17 protein-coding genes and 7 pseudogenes are annotated in these 16,363 nt (G+C 69.8%); 10 read left to right on the top strand and 14 right to left on the bottom strand.

Annotation, left to right across the window (positions count from 1 at the left end; translation table 11 throughout):
• Positions 1 to 452: 452 nt before the first annotated feature.
• Together AB0F18_RS24340 and AB0F18_RS24335 are read right to left on the bottom strand one after the other, a co-directional pair.
• Positions 453 to 678 (bottom strand): annotated as a pseudogene (locus AB0F18_RS24340) (LysR family transcriptional regulator); the annotation flags it as partial.
• 68 nt (positions 679 to 746) lie between these two features.
• Positions 747 to 1,097 (bottom strand): hypothetical protein, encoded by a 351-nt coding sequence (locus AB0F18_RS24335; RefSeq protein ID WP_362064084.1) that lies wholly within the window; start codon positions 1,095 to 1,097, stop codon positions 747 to 749.
• On the opposite strand from AB0F18_RS24335, the gene AB0F18_RS24330 reads away from it, so the two are divergent.
• Positions 1,003 to 1,365 (top strand): RICIN domain-containing protein, encoded by a 363-nt coding sequence (locus tag AB0F18_RS24330; RefSeq protein ID WP_362064082.1) that lies wholly within the window; start codon positions 1,003 to 1,005, stop codon positions 1,363 to 1,365. The genes AB0F18_RS24335 and AB0F18_RS24330 overlap by 95 nt on opposite strands.
• Here AB0F18_RS24330 and AB0F18_RS24325 read toward each other — a convergent pair.
• Entirely contained in the window at positions 1,265 to 2,248 is a 984-nt protein-coding gene (locus tag AB0F18_RS24325) for a GNAT family N-acetyltransferase (RefSeq protein WP_362064040.1), read from the bottom strand. The two genes, AB0F18_RS24330 and AB0F18_RS24325, sit on opposite strands and share 101 nt — an antisense overlap.
• Before the next feature lie 42 nt (positions 2,249 to 2,290).
• Positions 2,291 to 2,584 (bottom strand): annotated as a pseudogene (locus AB0F18_RS24320) (transposase); the annotation flags it as partial.
• Positions 2,585 to 2,767: 183 nt separating this feature from the next.
• Here AB0F18_RS24320 and AB0F18_RS24315 point away from each other — a divergent pair.
• Positions 2,768 to 2,995: a hypothetical protein gene (locus AB0F18_RS24315; protein WP_362064038.1), complete on the top strand. Its 228-nt coding sequence runs from the start codon at positions 2,768 to 2,770 to the stop codon at positions 2,993 to 2,995.
• A gap of 491 nt (positions 2,996 to 3,486) precedes the next feature.
• Here the strand turns inward: AB0F18_RS24315 and AB0F18_RS24310 are convergent, their stop codons facing one another.
• Both AB0F18_RS24310 and AB0F18_RS24305 read right to left on the bottom strand, forming a co-directional pair.
• Positions 3,487 to 3,831 (bottom strand): GNAT family N-acetyltransferase, encoded by a 345-nt coding sequence (locus tag AB0F18_RS24310; protein ID WP_362064036.1) that lies wholly within the window; start codon positions 3,829 to 3,831, stop codon positions 3,487 to 3,489.
• Positions 3,832 to 3,853: 22 nt separating this feature from the next.
• Positions 3,854 to 4,795: a pirin family protein gene (locus AB0F18_RS24305; RefSeq protein WP_362064034.1), complete on the bottom strand. Its 942-nt coding sequence runs from the start codon at positions 4,793 to 4,795 to the stop codon at positions 3,854 to 3,856.
• A gap of 98 nt (positions 4,796 to 4,893) precedes the next feature.
• Between AB0F18_RS24305 and AB0F18_RS24300 the strand changes: the two genes are divergently transcribed.
• Positions 4,894 to 5,394, top strand: coding sequence for a carboxymuconolactone decarboxylase family protein (locus AB0F18_RS24300; protein WP_362064032.1), 501 nt, complete (start codon positions 4,894 to 4,896; stop codon positions 5,392 to 5,394).
• Between the two features lie 688 nt (positions 5,395 to 6,082).
• Here the strand turns inward: AB0F18_RS24300 and AB0F18_RS24295 are convergent.
• Both AB0F18_RS24295 and AB0F18_RS24290 read right to left on the bottom strand, forming a co-directional pair.
• Positions 6,083 to 7,435: an SMI1/KNR4 family protein gene (locus tag AB0F18_RS24295; protein WP_362064030.1), complete on the bottom strand. Its 1,353-nt coding sequence runs from the start codon at positions 7,433 to 7,435 to the stop codon at positions 6,083 to 6,085.
• Positions 7,436 to 7,730: 295 nt separating this feature from the next.
• Positions 7,731 to 7,868 carry a hypothetical protein gene (locus AB0F18_RS24290; protein WP_362064028.1) on the bottom strand — a complete coding sequence of 46 codons (138 nt, stop codon included), beginning with the start codon at positions 7,866 to 7,868 and terminating at the stop codon, positions 7,731 to 7,733.
• A gap of 137 nt (positions 7,869 to 8,005) precedes the next feature.
• Here AB0F18_RS24290 and AB0F18_RS24285 point away from each other — a divergent pair, with 137 nt between their 5' ends.
• Complete coding sequence (locus tag AB0F18_RS24285; RefSeq protein WP_362064026.1) at positions 8,006 to 9,259, top strand: MFS transporter; 1,254 nt, start codon at positions 8,006 to 8,008, stop codon at positions 9,257 to 9,259.
• Between the two features lie 90 nt (positions 9,260 to 9,349).
• Here AB0F18_RS24285 and AB0F18_RS24280 read toward each other — a convergent pair whose 3' ends face one another.
• From AB0F18_RS24280 to AB0F18_RS24270, 3 genes are read right to left on the bottom strand one after another with little or no spacing between them, the layout of a single operon-like run.
• A complete protein-coding gene (locus AB0F18_RS24280) occupies positions 9,350 to 9,595 on the bottom strand; it encodes an integrase core domain-containing protein (RefSeq protein ID WP_362064024.1) in 246 nt (81 codons plus the stop codon).
• A gap of 5 nt (positions 9,596 to 9,600) precedes the next feature.
• Complete coding sequence (locus AB0F18_RS24275) at positions 9,601 to 9,996, bottom strand: DDE-type integrase/transposase/recombinase (protein ID WP_362064080.1); 396 nt, start codon at positions 9,994 to 9,996, stop codon at positions 9,601 to 9,603.
• Positions 9,956 to 10,435, bottom strand: coding sequence for a transposase (locus tag AB0F18_RS24270; RefSeq protein WP_362064022.1), 480 nt, complete (start codon positions 10,433 to 10,435; stop codon positions 9,956 to 9,958). Before AB0F18_RS24270 ends, AB0F18_RS24275 begins: the two co-directional genes overlap by 41 nt.
• Positions 10,436 to 10,566: 131 nt before the next feature.
• Between AB0F18_RS24270 and AB0F18_RS24265 the strand changes: the two genes are divergently transcribed.
• The 6 genes and pseudogenes from AB0F18_RS24265 (at position 10,567) to AB0F18_RS24240 (ending at position 13,483) form a co-directional block, all read left to right on the top strand.
• The gene (locus AB0F18_RS24265) at positions 10,567 to 10,863 is read left to right on the top strand and encodes a hypothetical protein (RefSeq protein WP_362064020.1); all 297 of its coding nucleotides are present in this window, start codon (positions 10,567 to 10,569) and stop codon (positions 10,861 to 10,863) included.
• Between the two features lie 53 nt (positions 10,864 to 10,916).
• Positions 10,917 to 11,066: pseudogene (locus AB0F18_RS24260) on the top strand (glutamine synthetase); the annotation flags it as partial.
• Between the two features lie 175 nt (positions 11,067 to 11,241).
• Positions 11,242 to 11,712 (top strand): annotated as a pseudogene (locus tag AB0F18_RS24255) (transposase); the annotation flags it as partial.
• A 473-nt stretch (positions 11,713 to 12,185) separates the two neighbouring features.
• Positions 12,186 to 12,788: a hypothetical protein gene (locus AB0F18_RS24250; RefSeq protein ID WP_362064018.1), complete on the top strand. Its 603-nt coding sequence runs from the start codon at positions 12,186 to 12,188 to the stop codon at positions 12,786 to 12,788.
• A 117-nt stretch (positions 12,789 to 12,905) separates the two neighbouring features.
• Positions 12,906 to 13,055, top strand: a pseudogene (locus tag AB0F18_RS24245) (integrase core domain-containing protein); the annotation flags it as partial.
• A gap of 86 nt (positions 13,056 to 13,141) precedes the next feature.
• Positions 13,142 to 13,483: a hypothetical protein gene (locus AB0F18_RS24240; protein ID WP_362064016.1), complete on the top strand. Its 342-nt coding sequence runs from the start codon at positions 13,142 to 13,144 to the stop codon at positions 13,481 to 13,483.
• A gap of 153 nt (positions 13,484 to 13,636) precedes the next feature.
• On the opposite strand, the gene AB0F18_RS24235 is transcribed toward AB0F18_RS24240, so the two are convergent.
• The 3 genes and pseudogenes from AB0F18_RS24235 to AB0F18_RS24225 all read right to left on the bottom strand — a co-directional run.
• A complete protein-coding gene (locus tag AB0F18_RS24235; protein WP_362064014.1) occupies positions 13,637 to 14,095 on the bottom strand; it encodes a hypothetical protein in 459 nt (152 codons plus the stop codon).
• A gap of 313 nt (positions 14,096 to 14,408) precedes the next feature.
• A pseudogene (locus tag AB0F18_RS24230) lies at positions 14,409 to 15,387 on the bottom strand (IS5 family transposase).
• A 127-nt stretch (positions 15,388 to 15,514) separates the two neighbouring features.
• Positions 15,515 to 16,112: pseudogene (locus AB0F18_RS24225) on the bottom strand (transposase); the annotation flags it as partial.
• Positions 16,113 to 16,363: the final 251 nt, after the last annotated feature.

The following is a 16,363-nucleotide window of genomic DNA, read 5'->3' as shown; positions in this document are numbered from 1 at the left end:
CTTGCCGCAGTTGTACGTGCCCGCACCGGTGGAGTTCAACTCGGCAGCTCCGTCGTGTGATTGCGTCGCTCACCGGTTCGGGATGCGGCCGATCACTCGGAACGTGTTCGGCGGTATCCCTCGGACATGACGGATGCGGAGTGGGCCGTGGTCCGGCCGCTGCTGCCGGTGCCGGGCTGGCTGCGGGGCCGCGGCGGGCAGCCGGAGGCGTACTGCCACCGGGCCATGCCGGACGTGGTGCGAGCGGCACGTCGTGGTCGACATCCTCGGCCTGCTGCTGGACGTGATGGTCACTGCGGCGGACATCGAGCCTCCGCGTAGATGGTCTGGAGGAATGCCCGGACGAGCCAGACGGTATCGGGGCGGGCGTAGTGCTGCTCAGCTCGCGCGGACGCGAAGGTGACGCCTCTACGGCTGACCGCCAGGTCGGGCTCGTTGACGGGGAGTTCGGCTATCCCCTGGTAGGCGGGCGGGAGGTCGTCGCGCAGTTTCACACCCACCGGGGTCAGGGCCGGTTTGCGGCTGGTGCGCTCGAACAGCGGGGCTCCGATGCGGCGTTCCAGCTTCTGGATGGTCTGGCTGACCCGGCCCTGCGCCAGACCGAGGCGCTCAGAGGTACGGCGGACGTGGAGTTTCCTCGGCCAGCGTCAGGAACGCCTCCATCTCGTGCCGTTCCACGGTCGTTTCCCCTTGTGGTTGTTGATTGGTGAGTGCGACGCACCGCTCGTAGATGATCTTGGCATTGATCACGGCTTCGCGGACGTGGAGAGTGGGTGCCGGGGCGCAACGACAGTGCACGGGGGGGCTTCCCGGCAATGAAGCGTCTGCTGTTCGCGCGCGAACGGCAACGTCACTACGGTCGTCGTGTTTTTGTTCGATAGGCCCGCTGTGAAGTTCACGGGAAGGGCTGCGGCCATGGCCGTGGCCGCAGGGTCGCTGGTCGTACTGACGCCGACGGCGAGCAACGCCAGCTCAACATCGTTCATCAACCGGAACAGCAGGATGTGCCTGGAGATCGAGAACTCCAGCACCGAGAACGGCGCCCACGCCCAGCAGTGGACCTGCAACCCGCAGGCCAGGGGCATGCTCTGGATCAAGGCCTATGACGGGAACTGGCACATCACCAACTACGGGTCCGGAAATGTCCTGGAAGTGGAGGACTCCTCTACTCGCAACGGCGCCCGTGTCCAGCAGTGGGACAAGAGCGACACCGGAGGCATTGTCAAATGCTGTGGACTGACCCGACAGCCCAATGGCCGGTCGATCAAGCAAGCGGCTTGCGGTAGCGGACGTACTCGTTCCGCCGCCGGAACCCCACACTCTCGTAAAGGTCGTAGGACCGGTGCGGATTTGCCGTGCCCGTGAACAGCCGAGCGGTCGTTGCACCCTGCTCGCGAAGGCTCCGCAGCCCGTCCAGCAGCAGGACCCGGCCGATTCCGAGGCGTCGCTGGTCCGTCCGGACACTCAGCTCTTCCACCTCGCCCACGGTGTGGTCGTGACGGCGGATGGAGCAGAGGGCGACGCCGACCATGTCCTGCCCGTTCCAGGCAGCCCTCCAGCACGCCGGGTCGGCAGTGTCGACGAAGTCCTGGAAAGGCCATCTCTGAGTGAAGCCGGTGTCCGCGTACGAATCGACGACAGTCCTCCAGGCTGCACGGTAGTGGCTTGTCCCGATCGGCCCGGTCCGTATCCCGGCTGGCAGCTCACTGCCCGGCTCGGGCACCTGCTGCAGATCGCCCAGCTCCAACTCGACCAGGCTGAAGACACATCGGTAGCCGGCTGCGCCCAGAAGTGCCGTGGCGTCCTGCTCGGAGGCCATGGCGTTCGCGCCGATCACTGCCGTCCGCGCCGTTCCATGCTGTTTGACGAGCTGGCGGATCCGCTCTTCGGCCCAGCTCAGCATGGCTGAGCCGATGCCCTGGCCGCGATGCTCGGGCAAGAGGTGGCCGCGGTGCAGGTACAGCCACGTATCGTCCCGCTCTTGCCACCACCGGATCGTCGAGTAGCCGACGACGCTCCCGTCGAGCACCACCAGGATCTGGTTCTTGGACGGCTCCTCCAACTTGGCAGAAGCTTCGGCGATCTCGGCCGCTGTCGGGAGCCCTTCCACTACCGAATGGACATCGACCCGGTCCCTTTCAACACACCCGAGCCGCACCGCGGCCATGGCGCCGTGGTCCTCGTCGCCGCGATACGGCCGGAAGCCGAAGCCGACCGGAAGGTCCTGTCCTGCCGTGCCATCCAACATGACCGGATGTTCTCGAACTTCGAGGCAGGTCCGCCACCCAATTCACGCCGCGGTCCTCTGCGGCCGTTCAACGAGCTGGCCGCCTTCAAAGCGGGCCCCAGCGCGGACGAGGGCAACGAGGCGGGGTGTATTCACGGCTCGCCAGCGGGCCTGGGCGGACTCGACGAGCTTGAAGACCATCGCCAGGGCGGCGGCCCGGGAGCCGGCGCCTTTGGTGACCTTGGTCCGCAGACGGACGGCAGCGAAGGTCGACTCGATGGGGTTGGTCGTCCGCAGATGGATCCAGTGCTCGGCAGGGAAGTCGTAGAACGCCAGCAGCTCATCACTGATCCGGCGGGGCGCGGTGGCGGCGGCCGCCGCCGTCCTCGCCCTGACGGGGCCGGTGATCGGCGCGGCCGGTTCCGCGCGGGCCGCCGCACCGGTCTGCGAGGGGACCAAGGTCGACACCCTGGACTTCGCGACCGGGTACACCTACCTCTCCTACAACGCGCCGCCACCGGCCAGAACTGCGCGTACACCGTGCCCAAGAGCGGCATCGGTACCCCGCAGCTCATCGCCGTGGGGCTGTTCCGGGCCGGCGACAACAAGGGTGCCTGGGACAGCAAGCCGGACTACAAGTACTACGCCGGCCCGGTGCGTCTCGACGCCCGCGGCACCTGCGTCCTGTTCAACGGACAGGTCGCGTTCACGTCCGCCACCTCGGGCTGGGGCCACTGCGGCATGCTGACGGCGCCACCTGGTCCGTGAACTGTCCGACCTGGTCGACGAACGGATCGGCGCAGGGGCCCGGCTGACCCGCGTCGTCTTCGTCCGCGTCCCGGCCTTCACCCCGTCGAGGAAGATCAAACGCTCGGACGCACGGGCCTGGCAGTCCACGGACACGGGTCTCGAGGTCCTCGCCGACGAACCAGGTTTCCATGCCGGTCGCCGTGCGCCGGGCGATCTCGGTGTGGTGGTCTCCCCGGCAGTCGGCGAACCAGGCCACCCATTCGGGCGGCGGGGAGCGCAAGAGCCCGTGTCCGAGGTGGCCGGGGAAGGCCGCGGCACTCTCCAGGACGCCCTTCGCCCCACACCTCCACGTCGTCTTCGTGGCCGGGGCCGCCCCGGCGCGCTGTCGGCAGGGTCACCTCGCAGGCGCCGTCGGGGACGGTGGAGTGCTCGAGGCTGACCGCGGTGACGCGTTCTCCTCGTGGTCACGCCGCGCCCCGCGACACCGTACGTGCTCTCCCGTCCAGAAGTCAGCGCCCCAGTCGGGCGTCGAGCCAGGTGAGGACCTCGGGGGTGACGGGGTCGGTGATGTCCGCGAACTCCTGGTTCTTGGTGAGGAACTTGGCCACGTACGGGCAGACGGGCACGATCCGCATCCCGGCGGTGCGGACGTCGGTCAGGGCCTGTTCGACGAGGATCGCGGCGAGTCCCTGGCCGGCGTAGGCGTCGTCGATCTCGGTGTGGAAGAAGACCCGCTGGTCGTCGCGGTCGCGGTAGGCGGTCAGGCCGGCGTGTTCGCCGTCGACGAGGATCTCGTAGCGGTGGCGGGCGTCGACGCGGCGGACGACGGGGGTGATGGTGGTCTTGTCGCTCATGACGGGCCTTTCGGTGCGGTGTTCAGCGGTGGGAGGGGTTCTTGCGGGGGGTGATCACGGCGTTGGGCAGGGCGGGGGCCGGTAGCCGGCCGCCGGGGTAGCCGTCGACGCTGCCGAAGCGGTCGGAGGCCCGTTCCCATTCCTCCCGTGCCTCGACGATGTCCTGGTGGTTGCGGCCGATGAAGTTCCACCACATCACGATCTCCTCCTCGAAGGGCGGGCCGCCCAGCAGGACCGTCCGTGCCCGGCGGTCCGAGTTGTTGGTGAGGGTGAGGGTGGTGCGGCCGGGGGCGGCGTAGCCGAGTTCCGCGGGGCGCAGGGGAGTGGTGCCGAGGCGGACGTCGCCCTCGTCGACGAGGAGCCCGTGTTCGAAGCCGGGGTCGACGTCGAGGGCGAGGGTGGCTCCGGCGTCGATCAGGACCTCGGCGCCGAGGAGCGGGGTGAAGGTGCGGACGGGCGAGGTGTCACCGGCGAGCGTGCCGAGAAAGACCCGCAGTTCCGCGCCGTCGACGCGGACCGGCGCAGGTGCGTGGTGCTGGAACTCGCGGGGCGCGTGGCGGTGTTCGCCGGGGAGGGCCACCCACAGCTGGACGCCGTGGAGCACGGTGGTGCCGGGGGTGGAGACCTCGGTGTGGCTGATGCCGTGGCCCCCGGTCATGAGGTTGATCTCGCCGGGCCGCACGAAGGCGTGGGTGCCCAGGCTGTCGCGGTGCTCGATCTCCCCGCTGAACAGCCAGCTGACGGTCTGGAGTCCGGTGTGCGGGTGGGGCGCCACGTCCATGCCGCCGGAGTCGGCGACCCGGTCGGGGCCGTAGTGATCGGCGAAGCACCAGGCCCCGATGAGCGTCCGGGCCCGCTGCGGCAGGGTGCGTCGTACGCTCATCGCCCGCGGGCCGCCCAGCGGGACGCCGCGGGCGGTGAGGACCTCGACCTCGGCCTCGAACCCGACCTCCGTGTGATCCATCTCCTGGCCCCCCTCCCACCAAAGTAGTTTTGTTTTCAACAACTATCGGCGATCGTAGTCCCGAAGACGACCCAGGACAACAGACGAAGGAGCCCACCATGACCGAGACGGCGCAGACCACGGCAGCCCACCGGACCAACGGCCGGATCTACCTCGACAAGCAGAACCCCTCCGCGTACCAGGCGCTGGTCAAGACCGCGGACACCGTCCGCGCCACGGCCGCCGGGGCCGGCCTCGACCGGATCCTGGTCGAGCTGGTCAACCTGCGGGTCTCCCAGCTCAACGGCTGCGCGTTCTGCCTCGACGTCCACACCCGCGCCGCCCTGCGCGCCGGCGAGACCACCCGGCGCCTGGGCGTGCTCGCGGCCTGGCGGGACACCGACCTCTTCTCGGCCCCCGAGCGCGCGGCCCTCGCTCTCGCCGAGGCCACCACGCACCCCGCCGACGCCCTCGCCCAGGAGCGTGCGTACGCACAGGCGCGTGAGGTGTTGGACGACGACGAGATCTCGGCCGTGCTCTGGGTGGCGATCACGATCAACGCCTTCAACCGGGTCTCGATCCTCAGCAAGCACCCGGTACGGGACACGCCCGCCCGCTGACCCCGTACGGGCCCTCCGCCCACCCGAACGGGGAGCGCCGGCCGCCCCGGCGCCACGGTGGCCGCGCCGAGGAACACGGCCGGCACGGACAGGGTCCACCGGCCGGGCCGGGGCGCCGCCCCGAGGGTACGGGGCGCCTGCTCGCGCAGCATCGCCAGGCCCTCGCGGAGGCTGCGCACGCCGTCCCGGCGCAGCTCCAGCACACGCCCGTCGGGGACGGCGATCGCCTGGGCGGCGGGGCGGGGCGGGTCGCCCGTGTGGGTCTTCGCGGTTGCGGACGACGAGGTCCGCCGCGTTCCCGGTGGCGCGGGACAGCAGCCGCCCGACCGGCATAGTGGACACCCTCCGGAAACCTCCTGCGTGGTGGACGGACGGCCTTCGGTCCGTTCCGGCGTCACGCTAGGCCGACGGACGGGCACCGGTTTTCCCGACAGCGCACCGGCACCGTTCCGACAGCGCATACGTCCGTCCGGAGCGGCGCCGTACGCTCCGGGGCGCGGCGGGTCGCGGTGCACGCGCAGGAAACTCCGAACGGCCGCCGGGGCCTGAACTCGTCGATCAGCCGGTCATCCACCGCCCTTGCCGGATGCGGCTTGACCTCCCCGCCGATCTCGGCCTCGGTCACGTTCTCACTGGTCGTCGGTGCATCCTCCGTGATCGGGAGTTACACCGAACGATTCACAGTCCCCTACTGGGCTGCCGGACCGAGGTCGCCCTCGACGACGGTCTGGGCGATGCGGGGCCTGCCCCACAGGGCGAGGAGTTCGTTGGCGAGGCCGGCGACGGCCAGGGGATCCTCGTCGAAGGGCCCGTTGACGGCGGCCGCCAACAGGCCCTGCGGGACGGCGTCGGCATCGAGGAGGGCGTCCCACTCCTGGGATCCCAGCTCCAGGTATTCGAGCCCGGTGAGCCCCGCGATCTCCTTGGGGTCGGCGAGGGCCCCGGGGTGCGCGGCGAGGGACCGCAGTCGGGGCAGCCCCATGAGCGGCGCGAGGCCGACCGGCCGGCCGGCCCGCGCGCCGATGGTCAGGGCTTCCAGGCCGAGGTGCACGGCGCTCCCGAGGCTCTCCTGGTCGTACGCGAACGACGTCGCGGCCGGCGCGTGGGGCTCCACGCCGCCGGATTCCGCGGCGGACCGGTCCAGCAACAGGTCGGTCAGGGAGTCGGCGACGAGGCGGGCGCCGATGTTCTCCTCGTGGGATATGAGGATGACCTGCCCGATGTGCCCGTGAGGACCCGGCGTCAGATCGACGGCCAGCCGGTCGCCGCCCCCGTTGTCGCCGAACGCGATCCAGCCCGGCGAGCCGGCCAACCCCTGCACGGCGGCGAAGGGCCGCGTCTCGACCGCCTCCATCGCCGCGTAGGACCAGGGGCACTCGCGGGCCGCGGCATCGGCGACGTACAGCCCTTCCAGGTTGAAGAGTTCGCAGCGGACCGCCTCGGAATGGCGGCTCGACGCCCCGTAGTCGCCGCTCCAGTCCGCCCACTCGGCACGCGTCACCCGGTAGAGCGCCTTGAGCTCCTCGGGCAGGGCGATGCCCAGACGCGACTCGGCCGCCGCGATCTCGGCGTCGGTGGCGCCGACGGCGCCGGGCAGACGTCCGCGCAACGTCCTTTCGAGCAGCGCCGGGTCCGCCGACGGCGCGGGCACCGCCTCCGGCGTCGGCTCCGGAAGGCGCCGCCAGGGCTCCGGCAGCGCGTCCTCGACCAGGACGAGCGCCCCCGGATTGAACCCGATGCCGAGCTCCACCGCCCCGCTGGGCACGAGGAGGTGGAGCCGGGTGCGTCCCGTCGTCTCCAACTCCATCACGAAAGTCACCGCGTTGATGTCGTCCTTCACCAGGATGTCGTGCACCCTCTGCACGCCGGCGTTGTGCATCTGCTTGAGGGGCACGCTCCAACCGCTCCGGGTGATACGGCCCATCACCCGACCGCCCGGGGCGGCGAGCCGCTCCGCGTTCTCCGCCCGCAGGAGCCGCAGCAGGGGCTCCCAGGTCTCGAATTCGTGGAGCGAAGACCGGTACTTCTCTTGATCGTTCATGACGAAGAACGTACCCGGGGCTTCGGACACCCCACCGCGTCCTCCCCCCACCCGCCGCCGGGCCGCGACCGCTGCCGACGGCGGCACAGCAAGAAGCCGGACCGGAGCATTCGGAATGTGGTGTGCGAGGTGTGGCGGGTGACGCGTCCGGCGTTCAGTGCGCTGACGAAGGGTTCGGTGAGGGCGTTGCCCCGGCGGACGCCGGTGCGTCCGACGGAGGGGCGGGTGCCGAGGCGGGCTGCCGGGCGGGCGGCGGCGTGGCAGGTGCACGGGATGCCGCGGTCGGAGCGGAAGATCACCGGCCCGGCTGGGCGCGTTGCCGGCAGGCGGCCGTGAGGGCGTCGGCGGCCAGGCCGGTGCCGAGGCGTTCGGGTGTTGCCCAGCCGGTCACCCGGCAGGAGGCGGTGTCGGTTCGCCGGCGAACCTCCCCCATACGCCCCCGCTCCCGAGTTCGGTCGCCGGTGACCGGCGCACCGCAAGGTCCACTTGCTGCAAGTCTATTGCTATTGCACGTAATAAGCGGAAAGCTAGACCAGTCCTTACTTTCACCCCTGGATGCGGAGCCGCCTCATGCCCCTGGTGCCGGAATCCGGACCACAGCGCGTCATCGCCGCCTCGAACTTCGTCTACACCGTCGGCAGCGGTCTCTATCTGACCGCTGGAGTCCTGTACTTCACCGAGGCCGTCCGCCTTCCGGCAAGCCAGGTGGGCCTCGGACTCGGCATCGCCGGCGTCCTCTCGCTGGCCGTGGGCATCGCTGTCGGTCATCTCGCGGACCGGCGCGGAGCGCGCGGTGTCTATGCGGTCACCCTCGTCGTCCAGGCGCTGGCCACTGCCGGCTTCGTACTGGCGGACAACTTCTGGCTGTTCGCCCTCGTGGTGGGCACGGCCATGGGCGCCAAAGCGGCCGGATTGGCCGCACGCAGTCCACTCATCAGGCACTACGGAGGAGGCCGACCGCAGGCATTCCGCGCCTATCTCCGTGCCGTGACCAACGTGGGCATCTCCCTCGGTGCTCTGCTGGCGGGCTGGGCCGTCCAGCTGGGCACCTTCCCCGCCTACCGACTCCTGGTCGTCGGCAACGCGGTCGCCTTCGCGGCCTCCGCAGCGATCCTGATCCGCCTGCCGCCGGCCGAACCCGTCCCTGCCACCGGCGGCCTCCGCTGGCTCGCCCTGCGGGACCGCCCCTACCTCCTGCTCACCGCCCTCGACGGCATCATGGCCGTCCAGTTCAAGGTCCTTACCGTGGCCGTCCCCCTCTGGCTGGTCACGGCCACCACCGCCCCGCGCTGGCTCATCTCGGGCACCATGCTCATCAACACCGTCATCGTCATTGCGTTCCAGATACGAGCCGGCCGCGGCATCGATTCCCCAGCGGCCGGCGGAGCCGCCTACCGCCGAGCCGGCGTGGCGTTTCTCGTCTCCTGCTCGTTGGTCCCTCTGTGTGCCGGTATTCCGGCGTGGGCCGCCGCCGCGCTGCTCATGGCCGCGATGGTGATCCACACGATCGGCGAGCTGTGGCACTCCGCCGCAGGCTTCGAGGTGTCCTTCGCCCTCGCCCCACAGCACGCCACCGGCCAGTACCTCGGTGTGTTCGGCCTCGGCGCCGGCCTGGCCGAAGCCCTCGGCCCGGCCCTGCTCATCTCACTCTGCATCACCTGGGGCCGGCCCGGATGGTACGCCGCTGGAGCGCTGTTCACCCTGACGGGACTGGCAGCACCGCTTGCTGTCCGCTGGGCACAACGCCACCAGCATGCTCGGCAGGCGCACCCACAGGTCGCGTGGAGGGAAGCAGGCACCGCGAAAGGGGGCGCGGCACGCTGACCGCGGTCCCGGCTCGAGTCGCTTGCCCATGTCGCCACGGAAGGTGCCGCGCGGGTCTGAAGTGACCCCTCAGGTCCCGACACTTCCGTTCTATGCCGCGAGCTCCAGCCGTTGATGCCGGCGGACCCTGGCCTGGTACGGCGTGATGTAGCCGATGGTCGAGTGGAGCCGCTCCCGGTTGTAATGTTCCGCGATCCACCGGACGTCCTGCCGAGCCTGCGCCAGGGTTTCCCAGACCGTCGTGCCGATCTCTGCTTTCAGGACGGCGAAGAAGCTCTCCGCGGCGGCGTTGTCGAAGCACGAACCAGTCCGGCCGGTGCTCTGCCGGAGGCCCAACTCGCTCAGGAGAGCACGGAATTGATGGGACGTGCATTGCGATCCGCGATCGGAGTGAAAGACCGTGTTGCCCGCCGTGTGCCCGCCGTGTGCCCGCCCGCACGGGCCATCCGGATGGCGTCTGCGACCAGCTCGGTGCGCATGTGGTCGGCCATCGACCAGCCCACGACGTCTCGCGTGCACAGATCGATCACCGTCGCCAGATACAGCCATCCCTCTGCCGTCGGCAGACAGGTCCCGACGAACTTCAGCCCGGGCAGCGGCGCGGTGAAGTCCCGCGGAATTAGATCCGGTGCCGGCGGCGCCGTGCGGTCCTGTCTCGTCAGCGACCGCGACTTCCGCCGCGTTATCCCGACGATCTCACGCTCCCGCATGATCCGTGCGACACGTTTGCGGTTCACCACGTGCCGCTGGTCCCAGAGTTTCCGGGTGATCCGCAGGCCCCGTAGGCCCCCGGTAATCGGTGTGGATCTCCCGGATGCGGCGGGCCAGACCCTCCTCCTCGTCGGCCTTCTCCCGTCGCGCCTCCTTGTTTTGGTGCCAGGTGTAGTAGCCGGAGCGGTCCCATCTGAGAACGTCACACATCCGCTTCACCCTGTGGGCGTTCCGGTGCTCGTCGACGAAACGTAAGCGGATCACCGTGTCGTCTCCCGTGCGAAATGCCGGCGTCACTCCCGCCGCCTGGGCGCGGGCCAGGTTCTCGCGGACCCATTTGCGCAGGGTCTCCAGATGGATACCCAGGCCGTGGGCGATGTCGGTGAGGGAACGCACCGGCGAGGACCGCACCAGGTCCACCGCGTCCCGCTTGAACTCTTCCGGGTAGTTCTTCCGCTTTGCCACCTTGGATCACTTCCCCTGGATGACGAAACATCCAGCGTCCAGGTGTCCGATTTTCGGGGGTCACTCCAAGGCCGACCCGCCCCCCGCATTCCGACGATCCACCACCACGACACCACGAAGGGTTCCCACCCATGCAGCAGCTCCCCGATCTCGGAAAGAACTCGCTCGGCAAGCCGGCCCCGTGGGCCAAGTTCCGTGGGCTCACCTGGTGGCAGCTCGTGCTCTCGATCGTGCCGATCCTGCTGCTGCCGTTCGGAGGGCTGATAGGCGGCGCCTTCGGGGCGGCGGGCCTCTTCGTGAACCTCTCCCTCGCCCGCAAGCCGTTCGGCACACCCGCCAAGCTCCTCGCGATGGTGGGCGTGGTGCTCGGCGCCTACCTGGGGTACTTCACCGTCGCCGGAGTCATCTACATCATCGTCAAGGGCTGACACCCCGACCGCTGGAGCCGGCGGTACGGGGCCGGGGCCGCGCGCCGTGATCCCCCGGCTGGGCCTGGGCGCCGGCGGACCGGTACGGCCAGGACGGCACACCGTACGAGGGCTGCCAGCGCTCCTTCGCCCGCCGCATGAGCCGCGAAGCGGAGGCCCGCGGCATCGAGCTGCGGATGGGCTTCGAGACTGAGTGGACCGTGGAGGAGGACCCCCGCTCCGCCACCCTGGCCAACTGCGACGCTCAGTCACAGATCCCTGGACGGATGGGGCGGCAGGACGCCCCGACGGGTTCGGCCGACCCTGGAGGTGGAGGGTGCGAGGGAGGACCGCGAATGGTGCTCAGGCCGCCGGTGGAGCCGATGCTCGCGCAGGCTGCTCGTCTATGCGGGCGCCCGCGGGCACGCGGCGGGGACCGGGAGTTGTACGTCCCACGCTGCTGGACGGCCGACCCCAAGCGATGCCAGGCGGCCGGGCTGGGCGAGGACACCGTCTTCGCGACCAAACCGGAGCTGGCCCGCGTGATGATCGAACGGTTCCTGGACGCCGGACAGCGCATCGACTGGGTAACCGGCGACGAGGTGTACGGCGGCAACCCGAAGCTGAGGGCGGCTCTGGAGGAACGCAGCATGGGCGATGTGCTCGCCGTGGCCTGCTCGGCCGAAGTGCCACCAAAGCAGGAAAGTTCCGCGCCGACGCGCTGGCGGTGAAGCTGCCGAAGCGGGCCAGGCAGAAACTGTCGACCGGACGCGGCGCGAAGGCCACCGCTTCTACGACTGGGCCGTCATCGACCACGCCGGCCCGGCGCCGGGCTACCGTCAGCTGCTGATCCGGCGCAACCGCACCACACCTCACTGGACTTGTCCGCCGAGGCCGGGGGCGAGGACCGCCTGTCAGGGTGGGCCACCGACGAGGATGCCGAGGCGCTGGCCGGCCTGGCGGGATCGGACGGTGGGGTGTCGGGGGGCCGGCTGACCGTGCCGGCACCGCCCTGCTGGCGGTGGCGGCGCGGGTGCGGGCGGCTGACCGCTACCTGCCGGGGGCGAGCGGTGTGGTGGTGACGCCGGCCTGGCCGGCAGCCACACCCCCCACCCGCGCCGACGTCGAAGCCGTCCTGCGCCGCATCCTCACCCCCCGGCCGCCGGACCGGGCTACGCCCTGATGCCGCCGGCCCAGGGGCTGCTCTTCGACCGGCGCCAGGCGTTCGGGGGCCGGGTTGTTGTGCCCACTGCGCGGGTAGCACCCCGGCTCCCCCGCACGGGGGAGGCCGTTGCATACCCCAGCCCGATGATCCGGGACGCTCCGGTGCGGAGGCTGGTCCCATGCGCGAGACGACAGAGACGACAGAGACGAAGAGCGAACGGCAGGTCGGCACGGCCCCGGAGAATGCGGCCGGAGAAGCCGTGGCGGCCCGGCGGGCCACTGCCCGCCCGGTGCCGCGCTGGGCCGAGCGGACCGCGCGGGCGATCCCGCTGCTCATGCTGCCCGTGTGCCTGTGGCGGCTGCCATTCGCCTTCCACTTCCCGATGGGGCTGCGGGACGACGGGCCCTTCCCGGACTCGCTCTGGCTCAGCGTTCCGTACATCTTCGGGCTCAGCATCCTGTCGGAGCTCGCCGCGCTGAGCTGCTTCGCCCTGGTGCGCGGCTGGGGCGAGGTGGTGCCGGACCGGGTCCCGCTGCTCGGCGGCCGACCGGTCCCGCCGGCCGTGGTGATCGCCCCGGCGGCACTCGCATCGCTGGTCGCCCTCGCCCTGCTCGCCGACTGGGTCCTCGGCACCTTCGGCCTCGCGGGCGTGCCCGCACGGGAGTTCGCGAACGGGGGGTGGGCGCTGCTCGCGGCCGTGACCAGCGGCCTGTTCGTCCTGTGGGGCCCGCTTCTGACCGCCCTGACCTGGCAGTACTACGTCCGCCGCTGCCGACCCTGAAGCCGTGCGCCCCGCCGCCGCGGCGGGGCGCTTGTCGGCCGACGCGGTCCGGGCGGGGTCGGGGAGGGCTTCGCCGACGCCAGCCCCACCGGCAGCAGCTTTCCCTTCCACCCCCCACACGGCGGGCGCTGGACCTCGACGGCACAGACCCGGCTCGAGCTGTTCCGCTGGCTGTCGTACTACAACCGGTGCCGTCCGCACTCCGCGCTCGGCTACCTCACACCAGCCGAGTTCGAGCAACAACTGATCACGTCACGTGCGTTGTCACCCGACCACCGGCAAGATCGACCTGACGGCGAACCATATGCTTGGCTCCTTACGTTCCCTACCCCGGACAGAGAGGAAAACACGACATGCTTGGCTGGCAGATCACCATATGGTGCCGGACCCCGGAGGAACTGGACCGCAGCCGGTACGGTCACAGCACCGCCGTTCTGGCACGCTGGGAAGACACCCACGTGAGGGCACTGAACTGGCTCACGGAACTCGTCGAGGCCGGCAAGGCCGAACAACTGGAGGTCAGTGGGTACCCCAGCCGCTGGACCACCCGCGCTGGTGAAGCGCTGCCGCTACTCGCCGACGGACCGCCGAACCCTGCCCGAACCGCCCACCGCCTCATGGAGTGGAACACCGACCTCATGGCCAGCTGCCCTGCAGACCAGGTACTGACCATCGAGGCATGGGACCAGTCATAAGCACGAACACCCCGGCCAGGCTCACCGACAACGGCACCACGGTCAACCTGCCGCCGGGCCGACGGTACCCTCCTGCCGCACGGGGAAAGCAGCGCCCGACGTGGACCTCCAACTGAGGCTGAGCGCGATACCCGACCCGGATGGTGGCTTTGTTCACGGGTTGTGAAGCCGTCCGCCGTCCGCACAGACGTGCGTGCCCGAACGCTCCGTGCCACGCTGAGCCGAGAACTCCTTCAGCCTGTTGACCTCTGCCGCGTGTTCGCTGAGTCGATGCCCGGTACTACCCGAGGTGTAGAGGACCGTGCCCACCACGGCCGTCGGGAGCGAGAGCAGCAGCAGGGCGAGGAGCCCGGCCCAGTCGCGTTCGGCGGCGCAACGGGTGCCCTCGGCGTCGGCGTAGCCCTCGTAGGGGCGGCCCCGTTCGGTCTGCTTCGGGTAGAACACCCGGGACTGGCACTTAGCGTCGTCGCGTCCCGTCACGGAGTAGGGGAGCAGCAACTGGGCGGCGATCCAGATCCAGATGCCGGCGGAGGCGGCCAACAGACAGAAACCCCAGGCCTGCTTGCGCCGGGCGCGCTCACGGAATGCGTTGTCGTACACCAGCGCTTTCATGTGGGCGAAGGTAGCAGCCAGTGCGGCCGGAGGGTCGTCCTCGAAATGGTGGGAGACACGACCGACCTGCCGCACGCCCTCGAACACTCCGCTCCGAGCCCCACCGCTACTTGGTCACGACCTTATGGTCGAGCTCCACCGGACACCACCCAGCACCTGCTGGCCCCGCCTTCCCGCGCGGCCCTCGGGGGCGACCGCCAGTCGATGGCCGGCCACGTGCTCCCCGTGGAACCGGCCTGGCGCATCCTGCCACGGCCCCGCGATCCCGGCGCTCCGGCCTCGCAGGCGCCTTAGGGCCTGTGTGATGTCGTGATCATTCGGTGGTCTTGATCAGGTCGTCGATCCAGATCATTGCGGCACGCAGGTGGAGGCCGTCGAGGTAGCTCTCGCGTGTCTTGTCGTAGCGGGTGGCGATGCCTCGCCAGGCTTTCAGCTTGTTGATCAGTCGCTCGACCGTGTTTCGGTCCTTGTAGAGGTCGGCGTCGTGGCTGAAGGGTCGGCCGCCTCGCGCGCCCTTCTTCTTGCGGTTGGCGTCCTGGTCCCGCTTTCCGGGATGACCGCCTTGATCCCGCGTCTGCGCAGATAGCAACAGTTGCCGCGGGACGAGTAGGCCTTGTCCGCGGCCACCGCGCCGGGTCTGGTGCGGGGACGGCCGACGGGCAGGCGAACTCTCACCTTCGCAAGCACGGGGATGAACTGCGGGCTGTCCCCGGCCTGTCCGGCGGTCAACACCAGCGACAGCGGACGGCAGCTGCGGTCTGCGGCGAGATGAATCTTGCTGGTGAGTCCGCCCCGGGACCTGCCGAGCAGGGCTTTTTTCAGGCGGAGCTTGCGTTTACGTCGGATGAGCCGGCGCTCTGCCCGTCCGTTCTGTTCTTCCGGTCCGCCCCCTTTTGTCGGGCCGCTTCCTGCTCCTGCGCGGCTTCTTCCAGGGCCTCCATCAGGTGCTCACTGACGCGCATCCCCGCCGCGTCGTGGTGGGCGCGGACCGTTGTGGAATCCACGCTGACCAGCGACAAGTCCGTTCTTCCCACCTGTGCCCCTTCCGTGATCAGGCCTTCGAGCAGGGCGTTGAAGACACCGGCGTCCCGCCAGACGCGGAAGCGCCCGTAAACGGTGGCCCACGGGCCGAACTCGGCGGGCATCTCCCGCCACTGGGCACTGGACCGGAACCGCCAGGCCACGCCCTCGAACTGCTCCCGCAACCGCCCCGGGTAAGGGCCGTACCTACCGATCGGCAGGTACGGCTCGATGAACTTCCACTGGGCATTGGTGAGTTGCCTGCGTGTCACGACCACAGTCCTACCGGATTCCGCTCCGCGAACAGGAGAGAACCCAAGAATGATCACGACATCACACAGGCCCTAAGGGCTGTCCCGTAAATGATCTACGGCATGGTGGTTGACCAGCGCGTTTCCGTCACCCGGCGAGGATGAGGTTGTGCAGGCGGGCGATGCCGAGCATGGCGTGGTGTACGCCGTCGCCCTTGAGACGGCAGTCGCGCAGGATCTTCCAGGCCTTCATGCGGGCGAAGGTGTGCTCGACGCGGGCTCGGACCTTGCGGTGGGAGGTGTTGTGTTCATCTTTCCAGGTGGGGAGTTGGGTCTGGCCCGGGTTCGCGGCGGTGCGGGATGACCAGGCCGGTGCCCCGGTAGCCGCCGTCCGCGATCACTGTGGTGTTGCCGACGGCGGCCTTCGCGCCTGACAGCTCCCATGCCTTGCAGTCGTTGCGGTTGCCGGGCAGCGGCCGGCCGACGGCGACGACGAGCCGGGTATCGGCGTCGATGACGACCTGGTGGTTGGTGGAGTACCGGTAGTTCTTCGACTGCTCGGCCACCGTGTGGTCGCGGGTGGGCACCAGGGTGCCGTCCACGATCAGCACGGCGTCCTTGCGGAACCGCTTGCGCTGCTGGAGGGCGAGCGATGGCCCGAGATGGTCGATGATGCGGTCGGCGGCCGACTTCGATACCCCGAACAGCGGAGCGAGTTGCCGCAGAGTGAGGTTCGTCCGCCAGTACGGCTGGCGACGCTGACGCCCGCGGGGTGAGCCATCTGCATGGCATACCGGTCGAAAACGGAGTTCCGCTGTACTCCGAGCTTCCGCCCGCGCAGACCATCCAAGGTCATGGCAGCGCCCTCACGGGCGACCAGTACAGCCGAGGCGTCCGCGGTGTAACTGATCATTTCAGAATGAGGTTCGTAGGCGGCGAAGGCATATGAGGCTGCAGGCCAGTTCGAGCAGGCCCTGATGGAGATCTGCGCGCCGTT

The organism is Streptomyces sp. NPDC029216, from assembly GCF_040648015.1.
Classification (GTDB): Bacteria; Actinomycetota; Actinomycetes; order Streptomycetales; family Streptomycetaceae; genus Streptomyces.
Note: the sequence above shows the minus strand (reverse complement) of the source record. Positions and strands in the feature narration are given on the sequence as shown.